We start from the raw sequence: 11,921 nt of genomic DNA on the forward strand, positions 1-11,921 counted from the left end.
GGGCGCGAGCATGGATAACCTCGTCAAACTCTGGCACAGCACCGGCATCTACAACCTGGAACCCGGCCAGGCGCTGATGATTGCCGTGTGCGCCGGCCTGATCTTCCTCGCCATCCGCAAGGGCTTCGAGCCGCTGCTGCTGATCCCCATCGGCTTCGGCGGCATCCTGGCCAACATCCCGGTGGCCGATATGGCCAGCGGCAGTGGCATCCTCCACCTGTTCTACGAAGTGGGCCTGCCGACCAGCGTGTTCCCGCTGCTGATCTTCATGGGCGTCGGCGCCATGACCGACTTCGGCCCCATGCTGGCCAACCCCAAGACCCTGCTGCTCGGCGCCGCCGCGCAGTTCGGCATCTTCGGCACCCTGCTCGGCGCGCTGGCGCTGACCGCCGCAGGCATTCCGGGCATGGAGTTCACTCTGAAGGAGGCCGCGTCCATCGCCATCATCGGCGGTGCCGATGGCCCGACCTCGATCTTCGTCACCTCGAAGCTGGCCGATCACCTGCTCGGCCCGATTGCGGTGGCGGCTTACTCCTACATGGCCCTGGTGCCGCTGATCCAGCCACCGATCATGCGTGCGCTGACCACCAAGGAAGAGCGCGCCATCGTTATGCAGCAGCTGCGCCACGTCAGCCAGGCAGAGAAGATCGTCTTCCCCATCGTGCTGTGCCTGCTGATCGGCATGCTGCTGCCGGACGCCGCGCCGCTGGTGGGCATGTTCGCCTTCGGCAACCTGCTGCGCGAGGCCGGCGTGGTCGAGCGTCTGGCCGATACCTCGCGCAACGCGCTGATCAACATCGTCACCATATTCCTCGGCCTCACCGTGGGCTCCAAGCTGTCGGCCGAGGCCTTCCTGCAGATCAAGACCCTGGGCATCCTCATGCTCGGCATGGTCGCCTTCTGTGGCGGCACCGCCGCCGGGGTGCTGATGGCCAAGGCAATGAACCTGTTCAGCCAGAACAAGATCAACCCGCTGATCGGCTCGGCCGGTGTCTCTGCCGTGCCCATGGCGGCACGGGTGTCGAACAAGGTGGGACTGGAGGCCAACCCGCAGAACTTCCTGCTGATGCACGCCATGGGGCCCAACGTGGCCGGGGTCATCGGTTCGGCGGTAGCGGCGGGCGTACTGCTCAACTTCGTCGGCTGACAGTCGCACGGTGAACCAGGGCCCCGCTTTCGCGGGGCCTTTTCGTTACACCCGACAGAGTCGCTCGGCGGCCTGGCGCAGGGTGTCCTCGCGCTTGGCGAAGCAGAAGCGCACCAGACGCATGTCGGTCGGCGGCTCGCGGTAGAACACCGACACCGGAATCGCCGCCACGCCATGCTCGCGGGTCAGCCATTCGGCCATCGCCACATCATCCAGCTCCGGGCGGATCGCCGAATAGTCGGCCAACTGGAAATAGGTGCCAGGGGTCGGCCTGAAGGCAAAGCGCGAGCCGCCCAGCAGCTCGCAGAACAGATCACGCTTGGCCTGGTAGAAGGACGGCAACTCTTCGACATGCTGCGGGCACTCGGCCATGAAGTCGGCCAGCGCCCACTGCAGTGGCGTCACCCCACAGAAGTTCACGTACTGGTGGATCTTGCGCAGCTCGGCGGTCAGCACCGGCGGCGCCACCACGTAGCCGGTCTTCCAGCCAGTAACGTGGTAGGTCTTACCGAACGAGCTGACCACGAAGGCCCGGGCATACAGCTCCTCGTGTGCCAGCACACTGGCATGCTGCACCCCGTCGTAAATCAGATGTTCATAGACCTCGTCGCTGATGATGTGGATATCGCGACCGCGGATCAGCGCCGCCAACTGCTCCAGATCGCTGCGCGACAGCAGCGCCCCGCTGGGATTGTGCGGCGAGTTGAGGAAGATCAGGCGGGTACGCTCGTTGATGGCCTCAGCCAAACGCTGCCAGTCCACACTGAAGTCCGGCAGGGCCAGCGGCACATGCACGCAGCGGCCACCGGCCAGTTCAACCGAGGGCTCGTAGCTGTCGTAGCAGGGGTCAAGGACGATCGCCTCGTCGCCGGGACGGATCAGCGCCTGCACGGCGCAGAAGATCGCCTCGGTGGCGCCCGGCGTGATGGTGATCTCGCTGTTCGCGTCACGCTGCACGCCATAGCAACGGGCGATCTTGGCCGCCACCTGCTGACGCAGGGTCGGCAGGCCGGTCATCGGCGCATACTGGTTATGCCCCGCCAGCACATGGCGGCTGACAGCCTCGCGCAATGCCAGCGGCCCATCGAAGTCAGGAAAGCCCTGGGACAGGTTGAGCGCGCCGATTTCCGCGGCGAGCTGGGACATGCGGGTGAAGATGGTGGTGCCGACATTGGGCAGCTTGCTGGCGAGCATCGAGACATCCTGCGGACGTGAGGCAAGCGGCGAGGATAGCGGATGACCAGGTCGCAGCCCATATGAAAAAGGCGCGCCGACTGGTGTCGGCACGCCTTCGGTGAAGCCAGCAAGAATCAGCGCTTCTTGTCCTTGCGCTTCTTGTCGGCCTTCTTGTGGTGGCTCATCAGGCGGCGCTTGCGGTTGACCTGGCGGTCGGTGAGCTTGTTTTTCTTGCCCTCATAGGGGTTGTCGCCGCTCTTGTACTCGATGCGAATCGGCGTACCCACCAGCTTGAGCACACGCCGGTAGGTGTTCTCCAGGTAGCGCGTATAGGACTTCGGCACTGCCTCGGTCTGGTTACCGTGGATCACGATCAGCGGCGGGTTGGCACCCCCAAGGTGGGCATAGCGCAGCTTGATGCGGCGGCCATTGACGGTCGGCGGCTGGTGCTCCTGCACGCAATCCTCGAGGATCTGGGTCAGGCGGTTGGTCGGCCAGCGGGTAACCGCAGCCTTGAACGCGGTCTGCACCGACTTGTACAGGTTGCCGACGCCAGTGCCGTGCTTGGCCGAAACGAAGTGGATGTCGGCCCAGTCGACGAACATCAATCGCCGCTCCAGCTCGGTCTTCACATAATCGCGCTCGCCCGGCTCCATGCCGTCCCACTTGTTCAGGGCGATGACCAGGGCACGGCCACTATCCAGCACGAAGCCGAGCAGGTTGAGGTCGTGCTCGACCACGCCTTCGCGGGCGTCCATCACGAAGATCACCACGTTGGCGTCCTGGATGGCCTGCAGCGTCTTGACCACCGAGAATTTCTCGACCGCCTCGAAGATCTTGCCGCGACGACGCACGCCGGCGGTGTCGATCAGGGTGTACTTCTCTTCATCCCGCTCGAAGGGGATGTAAATGCTGTCACGGGTGGTGCCAGCCTGGTCGTAAACGATCACCCGCTCTTCGCCGAGCATGCGGTTGACCAGCGTCGATTTGCCGACATTGGGGCGGCCGATGATGGCGATCTTGATGCCATCCTTCTCGCTCGGGCCGGGAATGCGCTTGGGCTCCTGGCCCTCGGCGACCACTTCAACCAGCTCGCCATCTTCGCCTTCGACCAGCTCCTCTTCGCCCTCATCCTTGGGGAAGATACCCAGCGCGGCTTCCAGCATCTGGCTGATACCGCGGCCATGGGAGGCGGCAATCGGCAAGGCATCGCCCAGCCCCAGCGGGCTGAACTCGGCACGGGCGATGTCCGGGTCGACGGTATCGACCTTGTTGGCGATCAGGAAGCGGCGCTTGTTTCGCTTGCGCAGGTGCTCGGCGATCATCTGGTCGGCGGCAGTCATACCCGCTCTGGAGTCGACCATGAACAGCACGGCGTCGGCCTCTTCGATGGCCTGCAGCGACTGCTCGGCCATCTTTGCATCGATGCCTTCCTCGTCGCCGGAGATGCCGCCGGTATCGATGACGATGTAGGTACGCCCCTGCCACTTGGCTTCGCCGTACTGACGATCACGGGTCAGCCCCGCGTACTCGGCGACGATGGCATCACGGGTCTTGGTCAGACGGTTGAACAGCGTCGACTTGCCCACATTGGGACGGCCCACCAGGGCGATAACCGGAACCATTGGCTCCTCCTCAGAAAACACAAAGGCCGCTGCCGTCGAGCGGCAGCGGCCGGACTTTGCAACTCAGCTTAGCGGATGGTCAGAGCGACCAGTTTGCCGCTGTTGCCGTAAGCGTAGATCCAGTCGCCGATCACCAGGGGACGGGCACGCAGGCCGTCGCCATCGATCTTCTCGCGACCGACAAAATGGCCATCCACCTGGCTCAGCAGGTGCAGATAACCCTCGAAGTCGCCCACCGCCACATAGCTGGAGAACACTTCCGGGGCCGACAGTTGGCGACGGGCCAGGGCGTCGTTGTTCCACAGTGCGGAATTGGAGCGCTCGTCGACGCCTTCAACGGCGCCGGCGGACAGGCTCACGTAAACGCTGCCGAAACCCTGGGCCAGGCCGCTGTAGCTGGAGGCATCACGGTTCCACAGCGGACGACCGCTGTCCACGTCGATGGCCGCCACCTTGCCCTGGTAGGTCACCACGTACAGGGTGCCGCCGGAGAGCAGCAGGTTGCCGTCGATATCGACCACACGCTCCAGCTCGGAGCGGCCCTGGGGCACGGCCACACGCTGCTCCCAGACCGGGAAGCCGCGGCTGGCGTCGAGGGCCAGGACCTTGCCACTGGACAGGCCGGCCATGACCAGGCGATTGGTCATCACCGGGCTGCTGGTGCCGCGCAGGGTCAGGACTGCCGGGCTGTTCTCGTAGATCCAGCGCTGTTGCCCAGTACTGGCATCGAAGGCGATCAGACGATCATCCTGGGTCTGTACCACGACAACATCGCCGTTGGTAGCCGGAGCGGAGAGCACTTCGCTGGTCACACGGGCGCGCCACTTCTCTTCGCCACTGCTGGCGTCGAGGGCAATGACCTCACCCTTGAGGGTGCCGACCAGTACCAGGCCGTAGCCGGCACCGACGCCACCGGAAATCGGCAGATCAAGCTCGACTTCCCAGAACTTGTCGCCGGTCAGACGATCCAGCGCCACCACTTCACCGTCGGCAGAGGCGGCAAACAGACGCTCACCGTCGGCAGCTGGGGTCAGCAGGTTGTACAGATCGCCCTGGCCGTCACCGATGGACCGACTCCACTGGGCATCCAGGCGCACTTCTTCCTGGATGTCGGGCAGCTCGGCCGGTGGCAGTTCCTTCTTGCTGTTGCTGCTGCAACCCACGGCCATTACGGCCAGGGCCAGCACTGCGGCATTCTTCCAACGCATCACGTCAGGCATCCCCTTTAGCCAGGTCATCGAGTTTCATCTGCAGACCACCAACGGCGGCATCCTCGGCCAGAGACTCCTTGGCCTTCTGGTAGGCCGCATGGGCCTCGTCGCTGCGACCGAGCTGCACCAGCAGATCGCCCTTGAGCTCTTCGCGGCTGGCCAGCCAGGCGCCATCGACCTTGCCATCGAGCAGCTTGAGGCCGTCTTCGGCCTTGCCCTGAGCGGCCAGCACACGAGCCAGACGCTGACGTGCGATCTCGTCGATGGTGGCGTCGGCCGGTTTGTCCAGCAGCGGCTTGAGCTCAGCGACGGCGTCGTCCAGCTTGTTGTTCTCCACGGCCAGCTTGGCGACGAACAGGCTGGCGTACTGGGCATAGTGGCTACCGCCAAACTCGCTCTTCAGCTTGCCGGCCAGCTCGGTGACCTTGCCGATATCCGGTTGTCCGGAGGGTGTCAGGCTGGTTTCCAGCAACTGCTGATACAGCGCCGAGCCGCTCTGAGCCTGATTGGTCTGGTACTGTTGCCAGGCCTGCCAGCCGAACACCAGCACCAAGGCCAGCGCGCCGCCAGTCAGCAGAGGCTTGCCGTTGCGCTGCCACCACTCCTTGATCTGCGCAATCTGTTCTTCTTCGGTCATGCTCACCGCGGTGACTCCTTATTCGCTTTGTTCTCAAGCCTGCAGGCAGGCGGCGAGATGCTCGGCTAGAGCATCCCAGGCAATGTTCTGTTGCTGCGCGTCGTCGCGCAGGGGTTTGCAACCTACCACGCGGGCAGCCAGTTCGTCCTCACCCAGAATCAGGGCAAAGCGTGCGCCGCTCTTGTCAGCCTTCTTGAACTGACTCTTGAAGCTGCCCCCGCCACTGTTGACCAGCAGGCGCAGCCCCGGCAGCGCATCACGCAGACGCTCGGCCAGGCTCAGGCCGGCCACTTCGGCCGCCTCACCGAAGGCGCACAGGTACAGGTCGGCGGACTGCTCCAGCTCGGACGGCAGCAGCTCCAGGGTTTCCAGCAGCAGCACCAGGCGCTCGACGCCCATGGCGAAGCCGACACCCGGAGTGGGCTTGCCGCCCAACTGGCCAACCAGGCCGTCGTAGCGGCCACCCGCGCACACGGTGCCCTGGGCACCCAGCTTGTCGGTCACCCACTCGAACACCGTGCGGTTGTAGTAATCGAGGCCGCGCACCAGCTTGTGATTGATCTGGTAGGCAATACCCGCCGCATCCAGGCGCGCCTTGACGCCTTCGAAGTGAGACTTGGACTCTTCGTCCAGGTATTCGGCCAACATCGGAGCATCAACCAGCAACGCCTGAGTCTGGGCATTCTTGCTGTCGAGGATGCGCAGCGGGTTGGTGGTCAGACGGCGCTGACTGTCCTCGTCGAGCTGCTCGAAACGCTCCTGCAGGTAGGCCACCAGCGCTTCGCGGTAGTTCGCGCGAGCCTCGCTGGAACCCAGACTGTTGAGCTGCAGGCTGACCGAGTCTGCCAGACCGAGCTTCTTCCACAGGCGCCAGGTCAGCACGATGAGCTCGGCATCGACGTCCGGCCCGGACAGGTTGAAGGCTTCCACACCGATCTGGTGGAACTGGCGGTAGCGACCCTTCTGCGGTTTCTCGTAACGGAACATCGGGCCGGCATACCAGAGCTTCTGCACCTGGCCGCCACCGGAGAGGCCATGTTCGAGCACGGCGCGTACACAGCCCGCAGTACCTTCCGGCCGCAGCGTCAGCGACTCCTCGTTACGGTCGAGGAAGGTGTACATCTCCTTGTCCACCACGTCGGTGCCTTCACCGATACCACGCGCGAAGAGCTCGGTGAACTCGAGGATGGGCAGGCGGATTTCCTGATAGCCGTAGCCGCCCAGCAGCTTGGCCAGGGTGCCTTCCAGGTAGCGCCAGGCAGGGGTTTGCGCCGGCAGGATGTCGTTCATGCCACGGATGGCTTGCAGGGACTTGCTCACGAATCTTCCTTTGTCAGCCGCGGGCGATAACTGCCGCGTCGGCCTCGACCTTCTCGGCCGCCTTGCGGCGGATCAGCTTTTCCAGCTCATCCACCAGGTTGTCGTTATTCAGCTTCGAGGCCGGGGCGCCATCGATGTAGACCAGGTTGTTCGGCGTACCGCCGGTGAGGCCGATGTGGGCCTCCTTGGCTTCGCCCGGCCCGTTGACCACGCAGCCAATCACCGCGACGTCGAGCGGCACCAGCAGGTCTTCCACCCGCGCTTCCAGCTCGTTCATGGTCTTGACCACATCGAAGTTCTGCCGCGAGCAGCTCGGGCAGGCGATGAAGTTGATGCCGCGCGAGCGCAGACGCAGGGACTTGAGGATATCGAAACCGACCTTGATCTCCTCCACCGGATCGGCGGCCAGGGAGATGCGGATGGTGTCGCCGATGCCTTCGGCCAGCAGCATGCCCAGCCCCACAGCCGACTTCACGGTGCCGGAACGCAGGCCACCCGCCTCGGTGATGCCCAGGTGCAGCGGCTGCTCGATCTGCTTGGCCAGCAGCCGGTATGCCTCCACCGCCATGAACACGTCGGAAGCTTTCACGCTGACCTTGAAGTCGGGGAAGTTCAGGCGATCCAGATGCTCGACATGACGCAGCGCGGACTCGACCAGCGCCGCGGGAGTCGGCTCGCCGTACTTCTTCTGCAGGTCCTTTTCCAGGGAGCCGGCGTTGACGCCGATACGGATCGGGATGCCCTTGTCGCGAGCGGCTTCGACCACCGCCTTGACGCGGTCTTCGCGGCCGATGTTGCCCGGATTGATACGCAGGCAATCGACCCCGAGTTCAGCGACGCGCAGGGCAATCTGGTAATCGAAGTGGATATCGGCCACCAGCGGCAGGTTCACCTGCTGCTTGATCCGGCCAAAGGCCTCGGCGGCCTCCATGGACGGCACCGAGACGCGCACGATGTCGGCGCCGGCAGCCTCGAGCCGCTGGATCTGGCCAACAGTGGCCGCGACATCGCAGGTTTCGGTGTTGGTCATGCTTTGCACTGCAATGGGTGCATCGCCGCCGACCGGTACGTTACCGACCCAGATCTTGCGAGACTGGCGGCGTTTGATAGGGGATTCGCAATGCATGGTCTGGCTCACTGCCCCAGGCTGAGGCGGGCGGTTTCACCGTGAATATGAGGGGCAAGATCAACCGGCTTGCCGTTGACCAGCACCACCGCGCCCCGGGCAAAGCCCAAGCGCAGCTCCAACGGTGCCTTGCCGGCCAGCTCGACGCTGTCGCCACGGCGCTTCAGCGAGCTGAGCAGGATCTGGCCATCGGCGTCAGTCAGTTGTGTCCAGCAATCGGCCGTGAACTGCAGGTTGACTACAGCTTCGCCGGCGGCCGCGCTGACAGGTGCAGGAGACGGTATTGCGGCAACAGGCTCAGCAGCCTCCGCCGCAGAGCCCTCGTCCACAGTTTCAGCAGGCGCGGGAGTAACAGCTTCGGAAACAGGCGGTACGGCAACAACGGTCTCGCCGGCGTCTGCATCTGATACCACCGTGGCAGCAGGCTCGGCAGGCGCCAACTCATCCGGAGCAGGCAGCGAAGACTCCGCATTCTGGGCCTCCGCGACAGCCTGATCTTCTGGCTCGGCCAAGGAGTGGATCTCCACCGTACCATCAGCTGCCTCTACCTCGACATGCGCCGGGCCGGCATTGCCGGGGACGTCGACACGTCGGGCCTGGTCCTGCCACCAGAAGAAACCGGCAGCGCCAAGCGCCAGCAACGCGACGATGCTGAAGAACTTCAGGATTCCCTGAGAAACCCGCGCGGGCTCCTCGATACGCGACAGGCTGGCAACGCTGCTTCCGCTGGCATTGGTTCCTGTGTACTGATCGAATTCATCGACCAGACGACTGGGGTCCATAGCCATCAGTTTGGCGTAGGCGCGGACATAGCCACGCGCAAAGGTATGCCCAGGCAACTGCTCGAAGTCACCCGCCTCCAGGTGACGCAAGGCCTGGGCAGTAAGGTTCAGCTGCGCAGCAACATCCCCCAGCGCCATACTGCGGCTTTCGCGTACCTTGCGCAGCGTCTCACCGGGGTTGACCCGATGCGCTGTCGCTACTTCAGGATGCGAGGTCTTCATCACTGCTCCGAGAGGTATTGCTGATATTCCGGCGTACCCGGATAGAGGCGTTTCAACTGCAGACCAAGACTGGCCGCCTGGTCGCGGTCTTCGAAGACCCGAGCCAAGCGAATACCCAGCAGCAGGCTCTCAGGGCTTTGCCGACTCTGCTTGCTGAAGCTCTGATAGTAGGATTGCGCCGGGACATACTGCCCTTCGGCGTATGAAATCTGCGCCATATTCAACAGCGCGATCGGGCGGCCACTATTCATGCGCAGCGCCCGAGTGAAGTATTTCTTGGCCTGATCGCGCTGACCAAGCTGTAACGACGCCAGCCCCAGATTCTCGAAGACCCTGGAGCGCTCCGTGTAGAGCGTATCCTTGGATGCAATGGTGAATTGCTCCACAGCCTGGGCGTACTGCTTCTGCTCGTAGAGAAAGCTGCCGTAGTTATTGTGCAGGCGGGCCTCGCCTTTGCTGAGGGAGATGGCCTTGCGAAAATGCTCGTCCGCCAGTGTGGGTTCCATTTCCTGCTGGAATACCAGCGCCAGGATGGCATGCGCCTCGGAGCTGGATGGATCGATCTCCAGAGCCTTGCGTAGTGGATCCTTGGCTTTTTCGGTAGAGCCTTGCTGCAGCTGTCCAACACCTAGCTGAATGTAGGCATCACGCGCCGCATCGCGCCCCTTGTCGGTGGTCAGAGGGTCAACCGACCCACCGGTTCTGACACAACCTACCAACAAACAGACAACCGACAGATAAAGCGCAGCGCGCAAAGTCATGAAACCCCTCCCCTTCAATTTCGGTTATTTGCGCGCGGCTCTTCGGCCTCGCTGCTCAGCTGACGTACTGCAATATAACGCTCGCTACGGCGGGTGCGGTCTTGCACCTGGCCGACCAGCTGCCCGCAGGCGGCATCGATATCGTCCCCACGCGTGGTGCGTACGGTTACGTTGAAGCCGGCCTTGTGCAACAGATCCTGGAAGCGACGGATAGCGTTGTTGCTCGGCCGTTCGTAACCGGAGAAGGGGAAGGGATTAAACGGAATCAGATTGATCTTGCAAGGAAAATCCTTGAGAAGTGCGATCATCTGCGCAGCGTGCTCAGGCTGATCGTTGACCCCCTTGAGCAGGGTGTACTCGACCGTCAGATAGCGCTTGTCGCCCAGACCGTCGATATAGCGCCGACAGGCAGGAAGTAGCACATCCAGCGGGTACTTCTTGTTGATCGGCACCAACTGGTTACGCAGTTCGTCGTTCGGCGCATGTAGCGAAAGCGCCAATGCAACGTCTGTAACCTGCGCCAGCTTGTCGATCATCGGCACTACGCCGGAGGTGGATAACGTCACCTTGCGCTTGGAAATGCCGTAGCCGAGGTCATCCATCATGAGATTCATGGCGGCGACGACGTTATCGAAATTCAGTAGGGGTTCGCCCATGCCCATCATCACCACGTTGGTGATGGCACGGTCGATCTTGGCCGGTACGGTGCCAAAGGATTTATTGGCAATCCACACCTGACCGATGATTTCTGCGGCAGTCAGGTCGCTGTTGAAGCCCTGCTTGCCGGTGGAACAGAAACTGCAATCCAGCGCACAGCCGGCCTGAGACGACACACATAGGGTGCCACGGCCGCCTTGCGGGATATACACGGTTTCGACGCAGCTGCCGGATGCCACGCGCACCACCCACTTGCGGGTGCCATCGCTGGAAATATCCTGGCTGACCACTTCGGGACCGCGAATCTCGGCGCAGGCCTTGAGCTTGTCGCGCAAGGCCTTGCCGATATTGCTCATGGCGTCGAAGTCATCGACGCCAAAGTGGTGAATCCACTTCATCACCTGACCGGCACGGAAGCGCTTTTCCCCGATGGACTCGAAGAAGCTCTCCAGTTCTGGCTGGGTCAGCCCCAGCAGGTTGGTCTTGGTTGCATCAGTCATGGATTCACCCTCGCCGGCTCGCGCTTAGCGAATGCGAGCGCACACCTCGGTGGCGGAGAAGAAGTAGGCGATTTCGCGAGCTGCGGAAGCCTCGGAATCGGAACCGTGGACGGCGTTCTCGTCGATGGACACGGCGAAGTCGGCGCGAATGGTACCGGCAGCGGCTTCTTTCGGGTTGGTGGCACCCATCAGCTCACGATTCTTCAGTACGGCGTCTTCGCCTTCCAGAACCTGAACGATGACCGGACCGGAGGTCATGAAGGCAACCAGATCCTTGAAGAAGCCACGCTCGCTGTGCTCGGCGTAGAAACCTGCGGCTTCGCGCTCGGACAGCTGAACCATCTTGGAAGCGACGACGCGCAGGCCGGCCTTCTCGAAACGGGTGGTGATTTCACCGATGACGTTCTTGGCAACGGCGTCGGGTTTGATGATGGAGAAAGTGCGTTGAACAGCCATGTGAAGCTCCAGAGTTAAAGCGAAAAATTAAACCCGCGAATTATACGCGGGTTAAGGGGAAATGCGTAGGGAGGCGCCCAGAGGCGCCATTACTCAGTCGCGCTCTTCGATCCAGGCAGACTGAATGGCTTCCAGCACCTTCTCGCCACCACGCTGGGGATCATCGGAAAAGTCGGGCAAAGCCAGCACCCAACGGTGCAAATCGACGAAGTTGACGTAGCGCGGGTCGACATCCGGCTTGCTCTCGGCCAGCTCGATGGCGATATCCAGCACATCTGTCCATTTCAGGCTCATGACAACT

Annotated in this window: 12 protein-coding genes; 1 reads left to right on the forward strand and 11 read right to left on the reverse strand. The window is 62.8% G+C overall.

Annotation, left to right across the window (positions count from 1 at the left end; translation table 11 throughout):
- The first annotated feature begins 10 nt into the window (after positions 1-10).
- Entirely contained in the window at positions 11-1,147 is a 1,137-nt protein-coding gene (locus AYB31_RS09700; RefSeq protein ID WP_068828100.1) for a sodium ion-translocating decarboxylase subunit beta, read from the forward strand.
- 45 nt (positions 1,148-1,192) lie between these two features.
- Here AYB31_RS09700 and AYB31_RS09705 read toward each other — a convergent pair whose 3' ends face one another.
- The 11 genes from AYB31_RS09705 to iscX form a co-directional block, all read right to left on the reverse strand.
- A complete protein-coding gene (locus AYB31_RS09705) occupies positions 1,193-2,341 on the reverse strand; it encodes a pyridoxal phosphate-dependent aminotransferase (RefSeq protein WP_068828102.1) in 1,149 nt (382 codons plus the stop codon).
- A 116-nt stretch (positions 2,342-2,457) separates the two neighbouring features.
- Positions 2,458-3,948 carry a ribosome biogenesis GTPase Der gene (der, locus tag AYB31_RS09710; RefSeq protein WP_068828104.1) on the reverse strand — a complete coding sequence of 497 codons (1,491 nt, stop codon included), beginning with the start codon at positions 3,946-3,948 and terminating at the stop codon, positions 2,458-2,460.
- Between the two features lie 68 nt (positions 3,949-4,016).
- On the reverse strand, positions 4,017-5,168 hold the full coding sequence (gene bamB / locus AYB31_RS09715; RefSeq protein ID WP_068828106.1) for an outer membrane protein assembly factor BamB: 1,152 nt from the start codon (positions 5,166-5,168) through the stop codon (positions 4,017-4,019).
- Positions 5,161-5,796, reverse strand: coding sequence for a tetratricopeptide repeat protein (locus AYB31_RS09720; protein ID WP_082805263.1), 636 nt, complete (start codon positions 5,794-5,796; stop codon positions 5,161-5,163). The genes bamB and AYB31_RS09720 overlap by 8 nt, the downstream gene beginning before the upstream one ends.
- A 33-nt stretch (positions 5,797-5,829) precedes the next feature.
- Entirely contained in the window at positions 5,830-7,116 is a 1,287-nt protein-coding gene (gene hisS / locus AYB31_RS09725; protein WP_068828111.1) for a histidine--tRNA ligase, read from the reverse strand.
- A gap of 13 nt (positions 7,117-7,129) precedes the next feature.
- Positions 7,130-8,242, reverse strand: coding sequence for a flavodoxin-dependent (E)-4-hydroxy-3-methylbut-2-enyl-diphosphate synthase (gene ispG / locus AYB31_RS09730; protein ID WP_068828113.1), 1,113 nt, complete (start codon positions 8,240-8,242; stop codon positions 7,130-7,132).
- 8 nt (positions 8,243-8,250) lie between these two features.
- The gene (locus AYB31_RS09735) at positions 8,251-9,246 is read right to left on the reverse strand and encodes a RodZ domain-containing protein (protein ID WP_082805264.1); all 996 of its coding nucleotides are present in this window, start codon (positions 9,244-9,246) and stop codon (positions 8,251-8,253) included.
- Positions 9,246-10,007 carry a type IV pilus biogenesis/stability protein PilW gene (pilW, locus tag AYB31_RS09740; protein WP_068828117.1) on the reverse strand — a complete coding sequence of 254 codons (762 nt, stop codon included), beginning with the start codon at positions 10,005-10,007 and terminating at the stop codon, positions 9,246-9,248. Before pilW ends, AYB31_RS09735 begins: the two co-directional genes overlap by 1 nt.
- A 14-nt stretch (positions 10,008-10,021) precedes the next feature.
- The gene (gene rlmN / locus AYB31_RS09745; protein WP_068828118.1) at positions 10,022-11,164 is read right to left on the reverse strand and encodes a 23S rRNA (adenine(2503)-C(2))-methyltransferase RlmN; all 1,143 of its coding nucleotides are present in this window, start codon (positions 11,162-11,164) and stop codon (positions 10,022-10,024) included.
- Between the two features lie 24 nt (positions 11,165-11,188).
- A complete protein-coding gene (gene ndk, locus AYB31_RS09750) occupies positions 11,189-11,620 on the reverse strand; it encodes a nucleoside-diphosphate kinase (RefSeq protein ID WP_043308688.1) in 432 nt (143 codons plus the stop codon).
- 93 nt (positions 11,621-11,713) lie between these two features.
- Positions 11,714-11,914: a Fe-S cluster assembly protein IscX gene (gene iscX / locus AYB31_RS09755; RefSeq protein WP_068828119.1), complete on the reverse strand. Its 201-nt coding sequence runs from the start codon at positions 11,912-11,914 to the stop codon at positions 11,714-11,716.
- Positions 11,915-11,921 lie beyond the last annotated feature (7 nt).

Origin of the sequence: Pseudomonas sp. BMS12, from assembly GCF_001592875.1 — a bacterium.
Lineage (GTDB): Bacteria > Pseudomonadota > Gammaproteobacteria > Pseudomonadales > Pseudomonadaceae > Aquipseudomonas.

What these genes read in the sequence shown, in the direction of transcription:
- rlmN (WP_068828118.1), bottom strand. Translation starts at nt 11,164, where the DNA reads ATGACTGATGCAACCAAGACCAACCTGCTGGGGCTGACCCAGCCAGAA.
- pilW (WP_068828117.1), bottom strand. Translation starts at nt 10,007, where the DNA reads ATGACTTTGCGCGCTGCGCTTTATCTGTCGGTTGTCTGTTTGTTGGTA.
- AYB31_RS09700 (WP_068828100.1), top strand. Translation starts at nt 11, where the DNA reads ATGGATAACCTCGTCAAACTCTGGCACAGCACCGGCATCTACAACCTG.
- ispG (WP_068828113.1), bottom strand. Translation starts at nt 8,242, where the DNA reads ATGCATTGCGAATCCCCTATCAAACGCCGCCAGTCTCGCAAGATCTGG.
- iscX (WP_068828119.1), bottom strand. Translation starts at nt 11,914, where the DNA reads ATGAGCCTGAAATGGACAGATGTGCTGGATATCGCCATCGAGCTGGCC.
- AYB31_RS09735 (WP_082805264.1), bottom strand. Translation starts at nt 9,246, where the DNA reads ATGAAGACCTCGCATCCTGAAGTAGCGACAGCGCATCGGGTCAACCCC.
- AYB31_RS09720 (WP_082805263.1), bottom strand. Translation starts at nt 5,796, where the DNA reads ATGACCGAAGAAGAACAGATTGCGCAGATCAAGGAGTGGTGGCAGCGC.
- ndk (WP_043308688.1), bottom strand. Translation starts at nt 11,620, where the DNA reads ATGGCTGTTCAACGCACTTTCTCCATCATCAAACCCGACGCCGTTGCC.
- AYB31_RS09705 (WP_068828102.1), bottom strand. Translation starts at nt 2,341, where the DNA reads ATGCTCGCCAGCAAGCTGCCCAATGTCGGCACCACCATCTTCACCCGC.
- bamB (WP_068828106.1), bottom strand. Translation starts at nt 5,168, where the DNA reads ATGCCTGACGTGATGCGTTGGAAGAATGCCGCAGTGCTGGCCCTGGCC.
- der (WP_068828104.1), bottom strand. Translation starts at nt 3,948, where the DNA reads ATGGTTCCGGTTATCGCCCTGGTGGGCCGTCCCAATGTGGGCAAGTCG.